The 19,013-nt window shown below is 56.7% G+C and carries 19 protein-coding genes and 1 tRNA gene; 7 read left to right on the top strand and 13 right to left on the bottom strand.

Going from position 1 to position 19,013, the window contains the following annotated elements:
• The first annotated feature begins 116 nt into the window (after nt 1-116).
• The 3 genes from ACFO5Q_RS00920 to ACFO5Q_RS00910 all read left to right on the top strand — a co-directional run bounded on the left by ACFO5Q_RS00920 (nt 117) and on the right by ACFO5Q_RS00910 (nt 4,077).
• A complete protein-coding gene (locus ACFO5Q_RS00920) occupies nt 117-1,064 on the top strand; it encodes an ABC transporter ATP-binding protein (RefSeq protein WP_068150867.1) in 948 nt (315 codons plus the stop codon).
• Nucleotides 1,061-2,689, top strand: coding sequence for an L-aspartate oxidase (gene nadB, locus ACFO5Q_RS00915; RefSeq protein ID WP_068150863.1), 1,629 nt, complete (start codon nt 1,061-1,063; stop codon nt 2,687-2,689). Before ACFO5Q_RS00920 ends, nadB begins: the two co-directional genes overlap by 4 nt.
• 230 nt (nt 2,690-2,919) lie before the next feature.
• Nucleotides 2,920-4,077, top strand: coding sequence for a DUF547 domain-containing protein (locus tag ACFO5Q_RS00910; protein WP_197421228.1), 1,158 nt, complete (start codon nt 2,920-2,922; stop codon nt 4,075-4,077).
• A gap of 105 nt (nt 4,078-4,182) precedes the next feature.
• Here the strand turns inward: ACFO5Q_RS00910 and ACFO5Q_RS00905 are convergent, their stop codons facing one another.
• Both ACFO5Q_RS00905 and ACFO5Q_RS00900 read right to left on the bottom strand, forming a co-directional pair.
• On the bottom strand, nt 4,183-4,548 hold the full coding sequence (locus ACFO5Q_RS00905; RefSeq protein ID WP_068150858.1) for an energy transducer TonB: 366 nt from the start codon (nt 4,546-4,548) through the stop codon (nt 4,183-4,185).
• A gap of 133 nt (nt 4,549-4,681) precedes the next feature.
• On the bottom strand, nt 4,682-5,047 hold the full coding sequence (locus ACFO5Q_RS00900) for an energy transducer TonB (RefSeq protein WP_082720027.1): 366 nt from the start codon (nt 5,045-5,047) through the stop codon (nt 4,682-4,684).
• Between the two features lie 387 nt (nt 5,048-5,434).
• Here ACFO5Q_RS00900 and ACFO5Q_RS00895 point away from each other — a divergent pair.
• The 4 genes from ACFO5Q_RS00895 to ACFO5Q_RS00880 all read left to right on the top strand — a co-directional run bounded on the left by ACFO5Q_RS00895 (nt 5,435) and on the right by ACFO5Q_RS00880 (nt 8,058).
• A tRNA-Arg gene (locus tag ACFO5Q_RS00895) sits at nt 5,435-5,511 on the top strand.
• Nucleotides 5,512-5,654: 143 nt separating this feature from the next.
• On the top strand, nt 5,655-6,191 hold the full coding sequence (locus ACFO5Q_RS00890; protein WP_068150852.1) for a prepilin peptidase: 537 nt from the start codon (nt 5,655-5,657) through the stop codon (nt 6,189-6,191).
• A gap of 209 nt (nt 6,192-6,400) precedes the next feature.
• Nucleotides 6,401-7,207, top strand: a complete 807-nt coding sequence (locus ACFO5Q_RS00885; RefSeq protein WP_068150847.1) for a hypothetical protein — start codon at nt 6,401-6,403, stop codon at nt 7,205-7,207.
• Between the two features lie 14 nt (nt 7,208-7,221).
• Nucleotides 7,222-8,058 carry a hypothetical protein gene (locus ACFO5Q_RS00880; RefSeq protein WP_068150845.1) on the top strand — a complete coding sequence of 279 codons (837 nt, stop codon included), beginning with the start codon at nt 7,222-7,224 and terminating at the stop codon, nt 8,056-8,058.
• Between the two features lie 3 nt (nt 8,059-8,061).
• Here ACFO5Q_RS00880 and ACFO5Q_RS00875 read toward each other — a convergent pair whose 3' ends face one another.
• The 11 genes from ACFO5Q_RS00875 to ACFO5Q_RS00825 all read right to left on the bottom strand — a co-directional run bounded on the left by ACFO5Q_RS00875 (nt 8,062) and on the right by ACFO5Q_RS00825 (nt 18,844).
• Nucleotides 8,062-8,973 carry an RDD family protein gene (locus tag ACFO5Q_RS00875; RefSeq protein WP_068150843.1) on the bottom strand — a complete coding sequence of 304 codons (912 nt, stop codon included), beginning with the start codon at nt 8,971-8,973 and terminating at the stop codon, nt 8,062-8,064.
• Complete coding sequence (locus ACFO5Q_RS00870; protein ID WP_068150839.1) at nt 8,970-10,001, bottom strand: stage II sporulation protein M; 1,032 nt, start codon at nt 9,999-10,001, stop codon at nt 8,970-8,972. Before ACFO5Q_RS00870 ends, ACFO5Q_RS00875 begins: the two co-directional genes overlap by 4 nt.
• Nucleotides 10,001-11,311, bottom strand: a complete 1,311-nt coding sequence (locus ACFO5Q_RS00865; protein WP_068150835.1) for a DUF58 domain-containing protein — start codon at nt 11,309-11,311, stop codon at nt 10,001-10,003. The genes ACFO5Q_RS00870 and ACFO5Q_RS00865 overlap by 1 nt, the downstream gene beginning before the upstream one ends.
• Nucleotides 11,311-12,267 carry an AAA family ATPase gene (locus tag ACFO5Q_RS00860; RefSeq protein ID WP_068150832.1) on the bottom strand — a complete coding sequence of 319 codons (957 nt, stop codon included), beginning with the start codon at nt 12,265-12,267 and terminating at the stop codon, nt 11,311-11,313. The genes ACFO5Q_RS00865 and ACFO5Q_RS00860 overlap by 1 nt, the downstream gene beginning before the upstream one ends.
• The gene (locus ACFO5Q_RS00855) at nt 12,254-13,498 is read right to left on the bottom strand and encodes a DUF4350 domain-containing protein (RefSeq protein ID WP_068150826.1); all 1,245 of its coding nucleotides are present in this window, start codon (nt 13,496-13,498) and stop codon (nt 12,254-12,256) included. The genes ACFO5Q_RS00860 and ACFO5Q_RS00855 overlap by 14 nt, the downstream gene beginning before the upstream one ends.
• Nucleotides 13,498-14,265 (bottom strand): DUF4129 domain-containing protein, encoded by a 768-nt coding sequence (locus ACFO5Q_RS00850; protein ID WP_068150823.1) that lies wholly within the window; start codon nt 14,263-14,265, stop codon nt 13,498-13,500. The genes ACFO5Q_RS00855 and ACFO5Q_RS00850 overlap by 1 nt, the downstream gene beginning before the upstream one ends.
• A gap of 82 nt (nt 14,266-14,347) precedes the next feature.
• The gene (locus ACFO5Q_RS00845) at nt 14,348-15,565 is read right to left on the bottom strand and encodes a right-handed parallel beta-helix repeat-containing protein (protein ID WP_197421226.1); all 1,218 of its coding nucleotides are present in this window, start codon (nt 15,563-15,565) and stop codon (nt 14,348-14,350) included.
• A 128-nt stretch (nt 15,566-15,693) separates the two neighbouring features.
• Nucleotides 15,694-16,683, bottom strand: a complete 990-nt coding sequence (gene alc / locus ACFO5Q_RS00840) for an allantoicase (protein WP_068150818.1) — start codon at nt 16,681-16,683, stop codon at nt 15,694-15,696.
• Between the two features lie 16 nt (nt 16,684-16,699).
• A complete protein-coding gene (gene uraD, locus ACFO5Q_RS00835) occupies nt 16,700-17,215 on the bottom strand; it encodes a 2-oxo-4-hydroxy-4-carboxy-5-ureidoimidazoline decarboxylase (RefSeq protein WP_068150815.1) in 516 nt (171 codons plus the stop codon).
• On the bottom strand, nt 17,212-18,144 hold the full coding sequence (gene puuE / locus ACFO5Q_RS00830; protein ID WP_068150812.1) for an allantoinase PuuE: 933 nt from the start codon (nt 18,142-18,144) through the stop codon (nt 17,212-17,214). Before puuE ends, uraD begins: the two co-directional genes overlap by 4 nt.
• 10 nt (nt 18,145-18,154) lie before the next feature.
• Nucleotides 18,155-18,844 (bottom strand): GntR family transcriptional regulator, encoded by a 690-nt coding sequence (locus tag ACFO5Q_RS00825; RefSeq protein WP_197421224.1) that lies wholly within the window; start codon nt 18,842-18,844, stop codon nt 18,155-18,157.
• Between the last annotated feature and the right edge of the window lie 169 nt (nt 18,845-19,013).

Below are 19,013 nucleotides of genomic sequence, written 5' to 3'. Positions count from 1 at the left end.
CAAATTGGGATTTAGCCTTATATAGCGGGGGTGAGCCCCGCGAACAAGCGGCAGCGTGGTACAATGTCCGAAAAGACGGTAATATTGTCGGACGCAAAAATAAGCAGGATCGATTTGTGACAAAAAACGCGATTGAAATCAGGGGACTGAAAAAGGTTTACGGTGGCAAGAAAGGCGGCGGCAAGCTGGCCCTGAAGGGGATCGATCTCGATATCCCGCAGGGGTCCATGTTTGGCCTTCTGGGGCCGAACGGTGCCGGCAAGTCCACCACCATCAATATTCTCGCGGGCCTTGTTAACAAAACCGAAGGCAGCGCCAAAATCTGGGGCTTCGACATTGACGACAACCCACGGAACGCGCGCGCCAATATCGGTATCGTGCCGCAGGAACTGACATTTGATGCCTTCTTCACCCCGCGCGAGATGCTGGAGGTGCAGGCTGGCATGTATGGCGTGCCCAAGGAAGAGCGCCGCACCGAAGAACTCTTGAAGGCGGTGCATCTGTTTGACAAGGCCGACGCTTATTCGCGCACGCTGTCTGGTGGCATGAAACGGCGGCTCCTGATCGCCAAGGCCATGGTGCATAACCCGCCAATCCTGGTGCTGGATGAGCCGACGGCCGGTGTGGATATCGAACTTCGGCAAATGCTGTGGGAATATGTGCGCGAGCTCCATAAGCGCGGCACTACCATTGTGCTGACCACCCATTATCTGGAAGAAGCTGAAGAGCTTTGCGACACCATCGCCATCATCAACCATGGTGATGTGGTTTGCTGTGAGCCAACGGACCAGCTTCTGAAGCGCATCGACGAAAAGGAGATTGTCATCTCTGTGTCCGAGAAGCTCTCGGGCGTGCCGGATGTGCTCAAACCCTTCAACAGCGACGTGCGCGGCGACCACAAGCTGGCGGTGCAGATCAGCCAGGCAACAGCCAATGTCGGCCAAGTTCTGGCCGCGGTACAGGAAGCCGGGCTGACAATTACCGATATTTCCACCAACGAGACAGACCTTGAGGACATCTTTCTGCAGCTCACCAGCAGCAAGGCGAAGGACGCAGCGGAATGAGACGCATCTATGATGTAGTGATTGTAGGCTCTGGCGCGGCGGGTCTGACGGCGGCGCTGAAGCTTGCCCCCCATATGCGCGTTGCTGTTCTCTCGAAAGGCGAGATGTCAGGCGGGTCCACGCGCTGGGCGCAGGGCGGCATCGCGGCCGTGCTTGAAGCCACTGACAGTATCCAGAGCCATATTGACGACACGCTTGTGGCGGGCGCGGGCCTTTGTGACGAAGAAGCCGTTCGGTTTGTGGTCGAACGGGGTCGGGATGCGATTGAGAGCCTGATCAACCTGGGTGTCGAGTTTGACAGGGCGAATTCGGTTCACGAAGACGGCTATGACTATCATCTGACACGCGAAGGCGGCCACAGCCACCGGCGGATCATCCATGCAGCGGACGCCACTGGCAAGGCGGTGCAGAAGACGTTGAACCAGCGCGTGCTGGATGAGCCCAATATCGATGTGTATGAGCATCATATCGCTATCGACGTGATCACCAACCGGCACCTGAAGAACCCAGGTAGCTATGATGATCAGGCGCACGGCGTTTATGTGCTGAACTTGGAAAAAGGCCGCGTTGAGACTTTCTCTGCGCGCGCGACCATCATCGCATCCGGGGGCGCCAGCCGGGTCTATCTCTATAGCTCGAACCCTGATGCTTCCACCGGTGACGGTATCGCCATGGCGTGGCGCGCGGGGTGCCGGGTTACGAACATGGAGTTTAACCAGTTCCACCCGACCTGCCTTTATCACCCTGATGCCAAGACCTTCCTGATCACGGAAGCCATGCGCGGTGAAGGAGCGGTCCTGAGGCTGAAGGACGGTACGCGCTTCATGCCCGGCTATGACAAGCGCGAGGAACTTGCGCCGCGTGACATTGTCGCCCGCGCGATCGACAGTGAGATGAAACGTACGGGTGAGGAATGCGTGTGGCTTGATATCACCCACAAGGATGCGGATTTCGTCATTTCGCATTTCCCGACCATCTACCGCCACTGTTTGGGGCTTGGCATCGACATCACCAAGGACTGGATTCCGGTGGTGCCGGCGGCCCACTATACCTGTGGCGGTATCCATGTGGATATGCACGCGCGCACTGGGCTCGACCGGCTCTATGCCGCCGGGGAATGCTCCCACACCGGGCTGCACGGCGCCAACCGCATGGCCTCCAACAGTCTTCTTGAATGTCTGGTGCTCGGCAATGCGGCGGCTGATGATATTCTGGACAAGATTGATGATCTGCCGTCTGCGGCTATCGCCCGCGATTGGGACGAAAGCCAGGTATCGGACAGTGACGAGATGGTTGTCGTGACCCACAACTGGAAGGAGCTTCGCCGCTTCATGTGGGACTATGTGGGCATCGTGCGCACCGACAAGCGTTTGGCGCGCGCCAAACGGCGGGTGGATCTCTTGGCTGCGGAAATCCAGGAATATTACGGTAACTTCCGGGTTACGGCAGATCTTCTGGAGCTCAGGAACCTTGTGACGGTGGCCGACCTGATCGTGCGGTCCGCCCAGATGCGCAAGGAATCCCGTGGGCTGCACTTTACGGCTGACTACCCGAAGCTTGCCGACGAGCCGCGTGACACCACATTGATCCCGTTCGGGCATGCGGTCTCGGACCGGGTTGCGTAGATGAAAACCAATTGCTCCCCTATAGGGACGAAAGTGATACCCCTTGGCGGGTTTTACCGAACTGCTGAACTTATTTCCTAAGTTTTGCTGAGGAATTGCTTTCGCCTCCCTGTCCTAAAGATTAGGGGGGCTGGCGTTCGGTTTGGCCTCCCATCATGTCAGGGGAGGCATTTATTCTTAGATTTCGTGTATTTTTTTCCGCGCTTTGCGTGTTGTTTCTTGGGCTGTCCATGCCCGCGATAGCTGCCGATGAAACGCATGTACCGACTCCGTTCCGGGGGGATGATCCTGCCTCGATCTTGAGCATCCGGTATGATGACCTGAGCCAGGTCTTAGAGGCGGTGGTACTGGAGGCAGGGCGTTCGGACCGGTCACGGGGCTCGCGGGCGCAGCCGGCGGCGGCATCGCATATCATCCGGGCTTCAAACAGCCACTATTCGCTTGAAGGCAACCGCGTGATGTTCTCCGCCTTTGAGGAAGACCGAAACCTGGCCGTTCTGATTGCCATCAGAAAAAGTCTTGAAGCCGTGCCGGACACTTTGCCGCTCAAGATGCTGTCCCGGGACGAACAACTGGCCTATTGGCTTAACCTTTATAATGTGACGGTGATCGAACAGATTGCCACCATCTATCCCGAAACGCGTTTGAAGCGCCACTACAGTGGCAGCCGTTCGATATGGGACCAGAAGATATTGAAGGTTGCCGGTGTGCCGTTATCGCTCAACGACATCCACCACAAGATTCTGGTGCCCAAATACCGGAACCCGCTCGTTATGTACGGCCTGTTCCAGGGCTTTGCCGGGGGGCCCAACATTCGCCCCGAGGCCTTTGAGGGCCCGCGTGTTATGGCGCAGCTCACGGACAATGCCGAAGAGTTCGTCAATTCGAACCGGGGCATGCATCGGCGTGACCGCCTGATGAAGGTCTCGCACCTCTATGAGGTCAACCGGGATCTGTTTCCTAACTGGGATGCGGATCTGCGGCGGCACCTACGGCGCTATGCGGATGACGTTTACCAGGAACGAGTCAAATCGGCGTCGCGGTTTGCACCGAGCATCACCAACTATGGCATTGCGGATATCTATAACGGTTACAAGGGGCGCGGAACCTCTGTCAGCACCAACCCTGCAGCGCTTTTAGGCGCCATTCGCTCAGCGGGAGATGATGGGACGTCGGCCGAAGGCCACTTTGGCCCGACGTCATACGTCGCAAATGATGGAGCCGTGTTTGCAGCCGGGGTCACACCATACCTGCAGGGACAGAGCCAGTATGGCGGCAGGTTCCCTATTCATGTTGTCGAATATCTGAAGACGATAGAGGAACGTCGGCGTTCAGGTAAGGAAGGCGAGGTCAGCGTTGAGGAAATTGGCTCTTCTTCGCCGGAGTGATCCTTGCCTGACCTCCTGCCGTGCCGCGATCTGTACGGTATGAAAAAAGGCCCCACCCGGAACACCGGGCGGGGCCTTAATCATTTGTGCCCGTAGGCTACCGCTTTATTGCAGCGCCCACTCAAGTGGCAGAACGATTTTCATGTCGGTCTGGCCTTCCGGCAGCGCTGGAAGCGGGTTCAGCTTGGCAACCAGTTTCGGGATTTCACGGTCCAGAAGGTCCTGGCCGGTGGCTTCAAGAATTTCATGGGCTGTGATGGTGCCATCTGCCGCGACGATCAGGCGGACTTTGGCTTTGCCTTCGATTTCGCGCATCAGTGCGGCACGAGGGTAGCTCTGGTTCTGGGAGACGGCACGCAGCAGGGCGACTTTCCAGCTTTGCATGGTGTCGGCGGCTGTCACCTGAGAGCTGACGGCGACCAGGACTGTTGCCGCCACAACGGCAGATTTAAGGGCGTTGGTAACAAACATTTGGGTATACTCACTACTGTGCCGCTGAATTTTTCAAAGCGGCCTTTGGGGGAGGGATCGCAAAAATGGCTCCCGGAACCGGAAGCCATTTTCTACTCGAAACGAATAGTATTTTTACTCGGAACGAAAAATCTTAGTTCAGTGTCCAGTTCAGAGGCAGAACGAAGGACAGTTCCTGCTCGCCGCCAGGCAGCGCAGGCAGCGGATTCAGTTTTTCAACCAGTTTCGGGATTTCACTGTCCAGAATGCTCTGGCCGGTTTCTTCCAGAATTTCGTGGCTGGTGATCGTGCCGTCCGCAGAAACAACGAGGCGAACCTTTGCCTTGCCTTCGATTTCCCGCGCAATGGCGGAACGTGGGTAACGCTGATTTTTTGCGACCGCTTTGATCACCGCGATCTTCCAGCTTTTCATGTCGTCAGCGGCCGATGCAGGCGCAGACGCGAAAGTGAAACTCAGAACCAGGGTCGCAACCAAGAAAGTGCTAAAATTCTTCAACATGTTTCCATCCATTATTCTAGAATGTTCCATGCGGCCTCACGAGCAAGACTGAAAACCGCGATATTTAACCGTGTGTTATAGTGATAGCCCGTTAACCAGTGGTAATAAAAAAGATAAAATTTTATCCAATGGGGAAAATTGGGTGCAAGGCACTGAATTGATTGAATAAAAAATTGGTCTCACGCCTGTATTATGCGCCCGGAATAGGGTGATTCCCCGCGTAAAACTTTAAATTAATGACAGTCGTTAAAATGATTCAGCTGTTTCGAGTGAGCGGTTGTTGGCGGGATGGCGCAAAGATTCGGCGGAGGTTGGCGGGCAAGCGCATTTAGGCTTGCAACGGCTAGGGGGGGAGTGTAGTGTCCGCGCCGATATAAGCCTGTCCGCGCACCCGTAGCTCAGCTGGATAGAGCGCTGCCCTCCGAAGGCAGAGGCCAGAGGTTCGAATCCTCTCGGGTGCGCCATTTTTCCCAATAATCATTAATTGTCAGAATTGGTTAGTGGAGTGAGTGCTGTTCACACTCGATGCCGGGTCTAAGGGTTTTCATGCTTTCTTATAGCGTCTAAGCTGGCTACCAAAGGCACACAGGTCACGCAGGGAATATTCATGACAGAAGCAAGGTGGGGAAGTGGCGTCATAATCGTTCCAGGCCTAATATGCCTGTTGCCGGGCCTACTGTTCTTTCAGGCAGCCCCTCCCGGGCTGCCATCGCTGTTGTTGTTTTTCAATCTTTGGGTCCTAGCCTGCTATGATCTGGTCAGCTTTCGCCTGCCAAACCTTCTGACACTGACCCTTTTCATAACCGGCGCCATGTATGTGGCGACCAGCCCAGGTCTTTTTGTCTGGGACCATTTCATCGGTGCGGTTGTCGGGTTGGTGTTTTTTCCGGCGGTCAATGCTGTCTACAAATTAGTGCGCGGCCGGGATGGCATAGGCATTGGGGACGCCAAGCTGTTGGCGGGCATCGGAATGTGGCTGGGCTGGGCCTTGTTGCCGCCTGTCCTGCTGGTGGCCTCTATCGCTGGGCTTCTGTATGGCGGCGGCCTTGCGTTTGCCACCAAGCAGCCCATTGCGACATCAAAAATACCCTTCGGGCCCTTCCTCTGCCTTGGGGCCTGGGTGGCATGGCTGTATTTACCCTAATATGAGCAGCGTTCCAGAGCGCAACAGATGGTTCGCATGTGTTTAACCTGCGGATGCTCCTTTTCGTCAAGCGCGAAGCCGTGAAGGCGGCCTGCCCATAGGGCCCTTGCCAATCCTGTAACATCTGCCTAAGCTTTTTTTGGTTATGTTAAATATACACGAAGACGAGGGGGGAACATTCGTCTTCTGTCGCAGGGGGAGACAAGACGATGACCGACTCCGTTTCAGCCGAGTCTGTAAAACCGGAATTTCGCATTGGCGAGGTCCTTTCGCAAACATTCGGTACCTATTTTGGCAACTTCTTCAAGTTCCTGGTCGTAAGCTTCATTGGCTATGTGGTTATCATTGGCGGTGTGGGACTGATCACGGGAAGCGGCCTCATGATCAGCCAATCAGCGGCCGCTAATCCACTTGTTGCACCCGGTCAGTTTTTTCTGAACTTTCTTCTCATGATGGTTGCGGCAGCGGTTATCCAGGCCAGCATCACTTTTGGTGCGGTCGAGCATCAGGCCGGTCGGGCTGCTTCCGTAGTGGGTATGATGAAGGCTGGCGTCCGGTCTGCAATTCCGGTTGTCCTTGCTACCGTGGTCATGTCTGTGTTTGTGTTTATCGGGTCCATCTTCCTGCTCGTTCCCGGTATCATTATCTGGCTGATGCTGTCGGTGACCGTGCCGGCCATCGTGTCTGAGAAACTTGGCATGGCTGATGGCCTGAAGCGCAGTCAGGATCTGACGACCGGCTTCAAGTGGCAGGTTTTTGGCGCGTTTATTGTGGTCATGATTGCCATTTGGCTGTTCCAGATTTTTCTGGGCATGCTCCTGGTTGGGTTAGGTACGACGGCCTCTGCTGGGGGCAGTGGCGGTTCGGCGCTGGCGGTGGTTATAATGATTATTTCTATCGCCATGGGCAGCCTGGTCTACGGCTTGATGGGGTCGGCTGTTGCGGCTGTTTACACCAATTTGCGGGCAGCCAAGGAAGGCACGTCGGTTGACGAAATCGCCAGCGTGTTTGCCTAAGCCGGAGCAATAGCATGAGCACAGGTTTTCTTGATCAGATTCGAGATCCGGACGCGCCGCCGCCGGTGCAGCGCAAGATCAGGCGGGAAACCACCTTCAAGCCCTATGCTTCGGCAGAGGGCGAAGGCGGCCCGCTTCGGATCGGCACAGTTTTCGCGGAAGCCTGGGCACTCTACGGGTCTGTATTTCCCGTGCTGATTGGACTTGCACTCATCATTTACCTGCCGGCCTCCTATGTCTATTTCCTGGACAGCTTCAAGGGCCCGGGGCTTTCGATGCCGGCCATTGTCCAGATTGTGGCCAGCGGTGGCGGCGGGCTTCAGTGGGCTCTACTTGAAGCAGCCTATCTGGTCTTTGCGTCGGTATGGTGCCTCGACGCCATGCGCCAGACGGACCAAACTACCGGACAAAAACTGATGCAGGGGCTGCAGTATTTGCTGCCTGGGCTTGGGGTACTGCTGATTTACAAGATTGCACTGGCGCTTGGTTTGGTTTTCTTTGTTGTTCCAGGCTTGATGATCGCGACTTTCGCAGCCGTCCTTATCCCCGCCCTGGTATCGGGTGACCGGCGGCGGGGAGGGCGTCTGTGGTCATGGCAGATGGTGTCGGGCTATGGCTGGCCCGTGTTCGGCATTCTGGCGGTTTTGCTTGTCCTGCGGATACTAATGTTCTTCGGCTCAGCGCTTCTGGTGAAGATGATGTGGACACCCTTTCTCGCACAGGCACGGGACCTTGTGCTAGTTGTCTTGCTTGCGTCACTTGAGGCCGCTGTGCTCTGCAGTCTCTATGTGTCGCTATACCGGAAAAAATTCGGCTCAGGCGGCAAGGATATCGAAGACGTCTTCAGTTGATCGTTAGGTGCGGTCGGTCGTTTTATTACCGGTGTCGAACTTGTCTTTCTTGCGGTTGCCCATCAGAAGCTTGCCTTCAAGGTGTTTCCGAAGCGCGTGATAGTAGGCCGATAGGAAAGCGTCCATCTGGTGTGGCAGTACGGGGTCTTCCCAGCCAATCTTTTTGATGATGGTCTCCCCCGCGGTCTTCAGCTTCTCAGACGCACCTGCCGACTGGTTCCTCAATAGCTCCTCAAGCGTTTGAAGTTCAAAGATGCCGTAAGCGTTCAGTTGCGCGGTGGTAAAGCTGTAGGCTTCCTTGGCGCTTGCCATTTTCTCGTCAGCATCCAGCATGTCGGTGGCCAGCAGCACTTTGGGCTCTCGCACAACAATGGTGCCAGCGATCAGGTCGCCTGCGCGCAGGTTGTCCTTGTTCATCATGGGCAGGAAAACCAGTAGCATAGCCCAGATAAAGGCGAACAACTGCATCACGCCGGAGACGCCCGTCGCGCCGCCTGAAAAGACAATGCCCATGGGGAGGAAAATTTCGATTTCGCGCATCATGTTGCGGGCGAAAATGGCCTCGGATGAAAGCGGCTTGCCGAACCGGTCGATCACCTTGATGCCCAGGCGTCGTTTCCCCGGTGTCTGGCCCTGCCATTTCAGCTCGAAAAACATGAAATAGAAGTTCCTCAGCGCAAAGATGAACAACAGGAACATGATGATCCCGAACCGCCCAAGGTTGGCCCAGCCGGTGGTGATGGCGATTGCGATCGACCCCAAAATCATGATGCCGAACAAGATCAAAAGATCGATCACCACGGCGCCTGCCCGGTCACCGCGGTCTGCCAGTTCCACATTCAGCGCCACGCCTTCCGGTGTCAGGATGCGGCGCGACTTTCTGGCCGGGCGGTAGCTGCGCTGTTTCCTGCTCATGAGGCTTTTCCACCAATATCATCAGACGCATCTTCGGGCGCGTTGCGGCCCACGCCTAGGAAATAGAGTGCCCAAATAAACAAGAAGCCAAGGCCGATCGTGTAGCGACCCGTATCACTGCTGACGAGCTGCCGGGCAAAGCCCTCGAGAAGGCCAGCGACAAGGAACATAAGGATACAACCAAATGCCACGAGTGCGGCTTTCTTGCCGTATATGGCAAGGGATTCCATTCGGCTCAGTTTCCCGGGGAATACATAGTGCCGGGCGATGGCAAGCCCTGCGGCGCCACACAGGATGATGGCCAGTATCTCGGTAGAACCATGGATGATCAGCCAGCCGCCCAGCTCATAAAGCAAGTCTTTTTCATAGTGGAGCGCCAGGAAGGCACCCAGCATGGTGCCGTTCTGGAACAGAAGCCAGATAGTGGGCAGCCCAAGCGCGAAGCCAAGAGCGAACGCCAGCAGCCCGACCTGGGAGTTGTGGGTGAAAAGCTGTGTGGCGAAAATGTCCAGGCTGTTCAGCTTGTCTTCCGCGGGGTAGATGACGGCCTTTAGCTCTTCCGCCGATGCGCGGGGCACCCGACCGTCCGCCAGTTCCCTGTTCATAAAGGTGAAGAACCAATCAGGGTTCTGTAGCACCAGGAAAAAGCCGGCCATGACGCCCAGGAACATCACGACAAAGGCAACAATAAATTCCTGCTTCAGGGACCGCACCGCGTCGGGCACCGAGAATTGCATCAACCGCGCGAAAGCCTTTCCGGCGGGCCTTTGGTGGCCATACAAAAGGAAATAGGCGCGGGTGGTGAGATTCTCCAGATAGTCGACCACATTCTTGTCGAGCGAGATCGACCGCGCCACGCTCAGGCTTGAAAGCGCCCCTTTATAGAGGTGCGGCAGTTCAAACACATCCGCCGCGCTTAAGGACCGGATGCCTTTTTTTTCGGCCTGCATCACCAGCTTTTCGAGCTGTTGCCACCCGGCTTCACGCTCCTGCCTGAACTGGAAGCTTTTGGTCCCTTCAAGCGCCATCAGACCAGCTCCTGATTAATGATTGTGCGATACTGGTTAATCACGTCACCGACAAGATGGGCGGCCTCAGGCTCCAGGCACAGCACGCCTTGGCGCCTGAGATTGGAAAACAGCAGTCTTCTTTCCTTCAGAAGCTCGGCTGCGGTGGCCGCGCGGGAGATATCCTTCACATCCTCGACCGGCCGGTTTGACACGCGTTCCAGATAAGGGTCCTTGAGCGCCACGAACACGACAAAATGATGCACCGCCAGGTGGCTCAGGTTTTCGCGCATCAGCTCTGCTGTTGTGGTGTCGACAAAGTCCGTGAACAGGATCACCAGTGTCCGGCGGGTCAGATGTTCCGCAAGCCGGGTCATCGCCAGCGTATAATTGGTTTCGCTCACGTCGCACTGCATGGCTGCCATATAATGCTGCAAATGGGCGAAGGATGTAATGCCAGACAGTGGCTTGACGAATGACCGAACCTGGCTGTCGAACGAAAAGAGGCCGACCCTGTCGCCGCCCTTGAGCGCCGAGTGAGCCAGCACAAGGCCTGCATTTACCATATGGTCAAGCCGGGTCAGGCCACCCAGCCGTTCCGCCATCAAATGGCCGGTGTCGAACGCCAGAATGATCTGGTGGTTGCGCTCGGCTTCAAATTCCTTGGCCAGAAGCCCGCGATAGCGTGCGGAGCGTTTCCAGTCCACCGTTCTGGGGTCCATCCCCGCGACATATTCCCGAAGCGATGAAAATTCGCTGCCGTCGCCTTGGCGCGGGTGAGGGCGGGGCCCGAAATCTTCCGAGGCCGCCCCCATCAGTTCCTGCGCGCCCTTGGCGGCAAGCTGGAAGTTCGGCAATACCGGAATTTTCAGGTCCGGTTCTTCCATAACCTGTCGCTGCACCAGCCCAAGCGGGCCGCACCAGCGGAACCAGACAGTGGGGATCACTGCTGTACCGCGGCTGAGCGGGATCAGGCTGACCTCAGCCCAGCCGCCGCCGGGTGGGATGGTCACCGGCTTTTGTGCTTCCTGGTCGAGGATATCGCTCACCTCAACGGCCACCTGCACTTTCGGGAGCGGGGTGCCGTCGTGGCGCTCGGCACTGACCACCAGCGGCCGGCTGTCGCCGATAAAGATCTGTGCAGGCTCCTCTATCGAGAAGCTGATTTTTGAAGATCGTGGGCAGGAGAGCCAGTCGATCAGGAAAAGAAACGCCAAAAGTGCAAGATAATAGCCCGTCAGGTTCACAAGGCTCGGCGAGATCGCAAGCAGGGTCACCGCCAGCGGGACCGCAGCCAGGATCAGCCAGAATGTCCTGAGGGTAGGGCGCATCAGCGGGGTGCCTTCACCTGTTCCAGAAGTTGCTGGACCACATCGCCGGCGCGGATGCCTTCAATCTCTGCCGAAGGGCTGAGGACCAGGCGGTGCCTGAGGGCGGGCAGGGCGATGCGTTTGATATCGTCCGGGATGACATAGTCACGGCCGTCAAGGGCGGCTGAGGCGCGGGAGGCGCGGGCGATCATGGTGCCACAGCGCGGTGAGGCGCCGACTCGTACAGCCGGATGCTCCCGCGTGCCGCGCACCAGATCCACGATATAATCGAGAAGCTCGGCAGCGATCTGTAGCCCGGCGATGGTGCGGCGCATGGCCTGCAGGCTTTCAAGATTGAGGACTGGATGTACATTCATTTCCGATACCGACGGCATGGTCGCACGGTGGCCATGCAGGCCTAGAATGCGGCGTTCTTCATTGCGGTCCGGATACTCCAGGATGTGCTGGAACAGGAACCGGTCCAGCTGGGCTTCCGGCAACGGGTAGGTGCCTTGCTGCTCGATCGGGTTCTGGGTAGCGATCACCATGAAACCGTCACCAAGGCTGTAGGCCGTGCCGTCGATTGTGACTTCGCGTTCATGCATCGCCTGCAGCAGTGCCGCCTGGGTCTTCGGCGGTGTCCGGTTCACCTCATCCGCGAGCAGCAGGTCGGTGAAGATCGGGCCTTTGGTGAGCGCGAATTCATTGGTTTCGAACCTGTAGATGTTGGTGCCGAGCACATCGCCGGGCATCAGGTCCGGGGTGAACTGGATACGGCCGAACTTCAGGTCGAGGCTGGCGGAGAACGCCTGTGCGAGCAGGGTCTTTGCCACACCGGGCACGCCTTCGAACAGGATATGGCCTTCTGAAAGCAGGCTGATCAGCAGAAGGTCCACGGCGTCGTCCTGGCCGACAATGACCTTCTTCACGTTATAGCGCAGGCTTTCGCCGGCAGCCTTGATGTCACTTGGTGTCATTCATGATCTCCTGTTTCCAGGTGTAAAATTGATTGGCAAGATTAAGGAGGCGGTTTCTTTTGGTGTCATCGTCGTCTCGCACCCTCAGAATACGCCGTTTGATGGTAGTGAAGCCGGGGTTGACCCCGCGCTTGGATGATTGTTCGTCCAGCCACCGGTCCAGCTGGTTGCGGGCCAGGTCGGCTGGCACATTCAGGTGTTGTGCAACTGCAAGCGCCTGGTCATCGACAAGACGCACAAGGGCTTCCTGTTCTTTTTCCGCGATATGCAGGATACGGGCAGCATTTTCAATGAAGACAGCCTTTGTGTCGTTCACATCAGCCATCCGCCGCCAGGGCGCCCCAAACCTGCGTGTGAGCGCCAGAAGGAACACGATAAGCGCAAGAAGGGCGGCAACAGTGGCGTAAACAAAGGGATGGCTGAACATGGCGCGCGCCAGGCTTGGGTCGCGCTGGAAGCCGTGGATGACTTCGTCGATCACAAGGCTCTGGCGTCCTTCTGAAACCGTGCGAAGCACGTCAAGCGCCAGAGCGGCATTCCAGCCGCGCGCGAGGCCGTGTGTTGCGATCAGGTCGGGGTCCGCCAGAATCCAGACTGGTTCCTCCTCATATTCCCGGTTCAGCCGACCGAACAATATGCCGTGTTCGTTCCAGATGATGGGCGTGATGGCATCGGATTTCAGAAGTTGCAGATTGTCGATGTCTGGTGTGGCCTGTGGGTCAAAGCTGTGCTGCCAGTCACTGATGGACTCTTCAGGTCTTAGTACGTCGATGTCTTCAGCAAGAAAGCCTGCCACCCTCTGTGGGCTGGCCATGGACATCAGGAATTCCGCACCAATCCATCCTGCCTTGAAGGGGTGAGGCGCACCTCTCCGTTTTGGCAGTACCACCAGCATCGGGGCCCAGTCGATCAACGTCTCAATTCTTTCGCCCGACCGGTTGTTGCCTTGGGGTTCCAGAAGAAGGAGTGTCGTGTCTGTGCCAAGTTTGTCACTGGTGTTGCCCTGGCTTTTCAGGCTGTGCCAGCCTTCGCTTTCAGCGAGGCTTGCGAAGGCGGCATGGCCTATTGCCGATTTGGAAAAGCTGTTGGCGCCGCTAGATGTTTCATACTGACCGTCTCCCTGGAACACGGATGTGACTGCCAGACCAAGAGTTGCCAGAATCCCCAGGAACAGAATCCAGAAAAGGGCCTTGTTGGAAAAGGGAGCTGCCTGGTTGGTGTTCGCCTGCATTACACCGCCTCCTTTCCGGTCCCGATCAGCAATTGATAATGCTGGAAACAGGTCTCATAGGTCTGCTGTGAAATGGTATGGCCGGCAAAGGCATAGGCTTCAACCGTGGCTACCAGACAATGCAGCGCATCGGCTGGCTTTGTCGCAAGCTTCGATTCCCGCACGATTTCGCGACCGGTCATCCAGGGCCTAAGGCGCACCAGTTCGCGCTTGGCAAGGCTGAGCAATGCGGTGGCCAGCAGCATCCGAACCGCCTCACCAAAATTGCCAGCCTTTGCAGCTTGCTCAGCCTCTTCAAGAGAGGCGGGCTGTGCCAGGGCGTGAGAGCCGGTCGCTTGCGTTTGTGGCTTTGCGCTGGGCCTTTGCCTCATCGAGTTTCTGGTTTTTGGCGCGGTGCTGCCGGTTGCGAGAATCCAGATCAATACTGCGATGGCGAAAATACCCAGAGCCACCAGCGTATAGAGAATGGCTTTGCCAAGCCAGGCGGGCATCGGGCTGGACTTCTGGCGTTGTTGGGGTTTCGGTACTTCCGGCAAGTCGCGCTGATAATCGCCCTTATCCAGCATCTTGTCGATGCGGCGGCCAAGGTCTGTGTCCGGGAGCGGCGCTTTAAGTTTCACGGTTTCCGTGGAGGCCGCTTCCTCAGGTGTGTTGTGGCGGGCATCATTCCACCAGTAGGCCGCGCCGAACAGCAAAATAGCCGCGCCTGCCGCGATGGACAGCCACCGCCAGTTTTTCCTGATGCCTTTTTGAAACGCCCCCATCATGGCGATACTCTAGAAAGAGCGATTCCAGAGGTAAAGCAGGAAAATCGACGAAAGTGTTTTTTATACGGGTTGGTGGGTCAACTTATCGTTCGTCGCCAATCCGTTGCAAAATATCTGCAATTTTGCAGCTCATCGGCTGGTCAAACGCACCGACCCATTTCTCGAGCGGCTTTCCGGTGCAATAATCCCGGCCTTCAAAACCGAATGCGGCCTCTTCAAGATCATCAATATCTTCCGGTGTCAGATCGTAATACTCTGCGCGGGGAAAGATATCTTCGATATCCTCGACGACAACATTGCCGAATCCACGAAAACGACCGCCGTCGCGTTCCTTTATGCGGCCCTCGATCACATTGTTGACGATGGTGGCAAAGCTGCCGTTGAAACGCACATCGATCCCAGCGGTGTTGACCAGAGTGTTGTTGGTGATTTCGGTGCTGGCAGCGTTGTTCAGATAGATACCCACATCGGCCGGACAGTTCATGATGACATTGCCACGAATGACACCCTTATAGTGTTCAATCTTGCAGGACCGACCCTGGCAATAATCCGGGTTAGTCACCCCGCCGCCGCCAAGGGAAAGACCCAACCGGACACCACCGCTGTGGCGCCATTCGCAGATGACCAGGTTTCTCTCAAACAGGCCGTGATCCGAGTTGCCCTTCAGGAACGCCGCATAGCTTATCGGTGATCCGGCAACTTTGGCAAAATCGGCAATGAAGTTGCCCCTGACCACCCAGCGTCTGCCACCCACCACATCAATCGGTGTCACGGGCGTGTTGGTGATCCGCGGTGTGGTGTTATATAGAATATTGTCTTCGATCAGCACGTCGTCCGGGAAATATTGACGGCCGTCGATGATTTCGCCATTGCCTTTGATTGCAGCGTTGAAATCCACGAATTTGTTGCGGCGGACAATTGTGTTGTCGGCTTTGCTGGCGATCTGCAGCGCATGTTCGCACATTTGGTGATTGCCGCAGGTTCCATTGAACTCCAGCCCCTCGATGATCCAGTTGGATCCACTGATCTTGAAGCCGATGGCGCCGACGGTCTCAATGATTACTTTGCCGCCTTCAAATGGTTTGATGGTAATCGGTTCTGCCTTTGTGCCATTTGCCGTCAGTTCGATATAGCGCTTGATGGTGTAGCGGCCTGGCGCGATGATAAAGACATCGCCCGGTTTGGCGTCTTTCATGTATGTGGTGAACTTATCATCGGTGATAAAGATTTCATCCGCCTTGGCGGGCATGCCAAGCGTCGCTAAAAGAAGAGCTGTAATCAAGCTGTATGCTCTGAACACCGGGATCTCCATCACGCTGTTAACCATGTCAGGTCGATACCATAACGCTGACAAAAGCACATGACAACGCACGAACAGGAGATTGATGATAAGCAGTCCAGATGAAGGGGCGGTGAACGCCAGGTCACCTAGTCCAGATGTGGTTTTCCCATCAGGCGAAGTCTACTGATCCCGCCGTCCGGGAAAATATTGATGCGCACATGGCTGATGGGCCCAAGCTCTGCTGTTGGCTTGAAGGGGTGTTCGTCATCTGCCCGCAAGTCCTGTTTGGACATCAGCTCCGGCCAGAACTGGCTTTCCACCGTCAGGCTTTCGTCCGTTCCGCCGGTCACCAGCGCTGCCTGCAGCGAGACATGGCTGGGATAGTTGCCCTTGAAGAAGGCAGTATCCACCAGAATGTCCTCAATGGTGCCTTTGTGGCCAAGCGCTATGATGGCCCAGTCATTGCCGGGCTCGCGACGGCGGCGGGTTTCCCAGCCATCCCCCATGTTGATACCTCTGCCAGGCGCCATGATGTTGGCCAGCACGCCGAAATGCTCGTTATTGGCCACCACGGGTCGGCCACCGTTTTCTAGGGCCGCCAAGTCAACGGTTCTGCCCTTGTCCGCCTGGCCCCAGACCTTGTGCATCATGCCAAACACGCGCAGGCGCGCCACGCCGCCGTCGGGGAATATGTTCAGCCGCAAATGCGTCCATGGCTGGTCGGATGAGACCGCGATCATATGGTGGCTATCACCCTTGAGGTTCGTGGCAGGTACAATTTCTGTCCATGCTGTATCTTCACCCGGTATATCGCCCTCTGCCACGCAGGCATCAATGGACGCGGCTGGCGGGAAGTTGCCGGTGAAGTGGCTGGTGTCGATATCCACGCCATGGATGATGCCCGCCTGCCCAAGCCGGACGATGGCATGGTCATGGCCCATGCCGCGTTTGCGGCGGCTTTCCCATCCGTCCATCCATTTGCCGTTATCGTCATATTTGCCGGGGATGAAAACCGGGTCCGCCGGGTCGATCAGGCGCGCCTTGTCGGCGAAGAAATCGTCGGTAGCAAAGGTGACTTTGGCACCCAGGCGTGGCTGCGCCAGATTAACGAGCTTGCTGAAATCCATGCGTGTCATCGGCTGATCCTCAAAACTATGTCAGTTCGGCCAGGCGGAGCCGGGCAATCTTGTGAATTTGCTCAAGCGCGGCATCATACTCCTGCGACCGGTCATGATTGAGGCGCGCGCGGAAGGCGGCCAGAATGTCATACCGGTCCAGCCCCTTCACCGCGATGATGAATGGAAAACCGAATTTGGACTTGTAGGCGCTATTGAGCCGGGTGAATTCTTCAAGTTCCTCGGCGCTGCACTGGTCAAGCCCTGCGCCAGCCTGCTCGGACCGGGATTCCGCTGTTAGCTCATCCCTGAGCGCAGCCTTGCCCGCCAGATCCGGGTGCGCGCAAATCAGCGTCATTTTTGCGGCCTCGTCTGCACCGTCCACCACGGCTGCCATGGCCGCGGACAGGTCTTCGAGTGTATCGAGGTTTTGCGGATCGTTTGTTTTCCACGTCGCTTCCGCGACCCAGGGGCTATGCTCATAGATATGGCCATAAGCCGCCATGAAGGTGGCCTTGTCACATTGGCTGGCCCTGAGCTTCATGCTTGTCATGCGCCAGACCTTTCATCAGTTCCCTTGTAGGGATGAACCTTGCGCCAGTGGCGCGCGATGTCGATCCGGCGGGTGAACCAGACAGCGTCATGGCTTTTGGCGTATTCAATGAAGCGCCTCAGTGCCTGGAATCGTCCGGCGCGCCCGACAATGCGGCAGTGCAACCCCACAGACATCATCTTTGGGTGGGTTTCGCCTTCCTCATACAGCGTGTCGAATGTGTCCTTGAGATAGGTGAAAAACTGGTCGCCGCAGTTGAAACCTTGTGGGCTGGCGAAGCGCATGTCGTTGGCGTCCAGTGTGTAGGGAATGATCAGCTGTGGCTCGCCCGCGAATTCCTTCCAGAAGGGCAGGTCGTCTGAATAGTCGTCGGAATCGTAAAGAAAACCGCCATATTCACCCACCAGGCGGCTGGTGTTGGGGCCGGTGCGGCCTGTATACCAACCAAGCGGGCGTTCCCCGGTCAGATTGGTCAATATATCGACCGCCTTGGCGATATGCTCGCGCTCCACTTCCTCTGGCACATCCTGGTAATTGATCCATTTATAGCCGTGGCTGCAGACTTCATGGCCTGCTGCAACAATTGCGCGTGCTACATCCGGGTGTCGTTCAAGCGCGGTCGCCACAGCAAACACCGTGATCGGGATGTCGTGGTCGTCAAACAGTTTCAGAAGCCGCCATACGCCAGCCCGACTGCCGTATTCATAGAGCGATTCCATGCTCATATGGCGGGCGCCTTCAATGGTTGGCGCGCCAATGATTTCCGACAGGAAGGTTTCCGCGCCTTTGTCACCGTGCAGGACGCAGTTTTCGCCGCCTTCCTCATAGTTCAATACCATCTGCACTGCGATGCGCGCGCCGCCGGGCCAGGAAGCCTGGGGTACATTCTGGCCGTAGCCAACAAGATCGCGTGGATAGTCGCCGGTCATCGCCGTTTCCTCAATCGTTCGCGGTGGCGAAAATTGTGTGCAGGTCCTGATCACCCGACCGGGCTTCGAACACCAGCTGGGCCTCAATGGATTCCAGGTGGCGTGTCAGGATATCACCGGCCTCAACTGCGTTGCGGTTCTCGATCGCATCGACAAGCCGCTCATGGTCGCCACCCTTGCAGTTGGGGGCGGTGCCTGTGCGGCCATAAAGCGCGATGATCAGGCTGGTCTGGAACACCAGCTGCTCCAGGAAATTGCACATCAGGTCATTTTTCGAAAGCTGCGATAGCAGGATATGGAATTTGCCTGTCAGCCGGATCCAGCGGGCGATATCTGCGTCCTTCAAGGCCTGTTCTTCATCTGCCAGGTGGGCGCGCAGGCGGGTGATGTCATCAGTGGTCGCATTCGCCGTCGCCTTTTCCAGCATGGCGCGCTCAAGCACGATGCGCGCCTCGAACACCTGCCGGGCGTCCTCGGGGCTTGGCGTTGCGACCACGGCCCCCTTGTTTTTCTGCAGTTCGATGATGTTGTCGCGGGTCAGCAAAAGGAAGGCACGGCGGACGGTGGTCCGTCCCACGCCGAAGATGGAGCAAAGCGAATCTTCCGTCAGCTTGGTGCCGGGCGCCAGGCGCTGTTCCAGCACACGGTCACGAATGGCTTTGCAGACATCCTCTTCGGTAAAGGCTGTGCTCTTTGACATAATTTTGTGATCCATTGTCGGTAGCTTCAGTGGCGCCTTAGGGGCTTTCTTGGCACCAAATTCCTTTGGATTGTCGCGTATTTGGCAAGATTGTCAACAATTTCATATCAAAAGTGTCGATGATCTACTTTACAAATCCTGATTCTTCGGTCAGGGTTGAGCATGACGA

Origin of the sequence: Kordiimonas lipolytica (assembly GCF_042651265.1) — a bacterium.
GTDB classification, from domain to species: Bacteria; Pseudomonadota; Alphaproteobacteria; order Sphingomonadales; family Kordiimonadaceae; genus Kordiimonas; species Kordiimonas lipolytica.
This window is presented reverse-complemented; position numbering and strand designations above follow the sequence as displayed.

What these genes read in the sequence shown, in the direction of transcription:
- nadB (WP_068150863.1), top strand. Translation starts at nt 1,061, where the DNA reads ATGAGACGCATCTATGATGTAGTGATTGTAGGCTCTGGCGCGGCGGGT.
- ACFO5Q_RS00910 (WP_197421228.1), top strand. Translation starts at nt 2,920, where the DNA reads ATGCCCGCGATAGCTGCCGATGAAACGCATGTACCGACTCCGTTCCGG.
- ACFO5Q_RS00905 (WP_068150858.1), bottom strand. Translation starts at nt 4,548, where the DNA reads ATGTTTGTTACCAACGCCCTTAAATCTGCCGTTGTGGCGGCAACAGTC.
- ACFO5Q_RS00900 (WP_082720027.1), bottom strand. Translation starts at nt 5,047, where the DNA reads ATGTTGAAGAATTTTAGCACTTTCTTGGTTGCGACCCTGGTTCTGAGT.
- ACFO5Q_RS00890 (WP_068150852.1), top strand. Translation starts at nt 5,655, where the DNA reads ATGACAGAAGCAAGGTGGGGAAGTGGCGTCATAATCGTTCCAGGCCTA.
- ACFO5Q_RS00885 (WP_068150847.1), top strand. Translation starts at nt 6,401, where the DNA reads ATGACCGACTCCGTTTCAGCCGAGTCTGTAAAACCGGAATTTCGCATT.
- ACFO5Q_RS00880 (WP_068150845.1), top strand. Translation starts at nt 7,222, where the DNA reads ATGAGCACAGGTTTTCTTGATCAGATTCGAGATCCGGACGCGCCGCCG.
- ACFO5Q_RS00875 (WP_068150843.1), bottom strand. Translation starts at nt 8,973, where the DNA reads ATGAGCAGGAAACAGCGCAGCTACCGCCCGGCCAGAAAGTCGCGCCGC.
- ACFO5Q_RS00870 (WP_068150839.1), bottom strand. Translation starts at nt 10,001, where the DNA reads ATGGCGCTTGAAGGGACCAAAAGCTTCCAGTTCAGGCAGGAGCGTGAA.
- ACFO5Q_RS00865 (WP_068150835.1), bottom strand. Translation starts at nt 11,311, where the DNA reads ATGCGCCCTACCCTCAGGACATTCTGGCTGATCCTGGCTGCGGTCCCG.
- ACFO5Q_RS00860 (WP_068150832.1), bottom strand. Translation starts at nt 12,267, where the DNA reads ATGACACCAAGTGACATCAAGGCTGCCGGCGAAAGCCTGCGCTATAAC.
- ACFO5Q_RS00855 (WP_068150826.1), bottom strand. Translation starts at nt 13,498, where the DNA reads ATGCAGGCGAACACCAACCAGGCAGCTCCCTTTTCCAACAAGGCCCTT.
- ACFO5Q_RS00850 (WP_068150823.1), bottom strand. Translation starts at nt 14,265, where the DNA reads ATGATGGGGGCGTTTCAAAAAGGCATCAGGAAAAACTGGCGGTGGCTG.
- alc (WP_068150818.1), bottom strand. Translation starts at nt 16,683, where the DNA reads ATGACACGCATGGATTTCAGCAAGCTCGTTAATCTGGCGCAGCCACGC.
- uraD (WP_068150815.1), bottom strand. Translation starts at nt 17,215, where the DNA reads ATGACAAGCATGAAGCTCAGGGCCAGCCAATGTGACAAGGCCACCTTC.
- puuE (WP_068150812.1), bottom strand. Translation starts at nt 18,144, where the DNA reads ATGACCGGCGACTATCCACGCGATCTTGTTGGCTACGGCCAGAATGTA.
- ACFO5Q_RS00825 (WP_197421224.1), bottom strand. Translation starts at nt 18,844, where the DNA reads ATGTCAAAGAGCACAGCCTTTACCGAAGAGGATGTCTGCAAAGCCATT.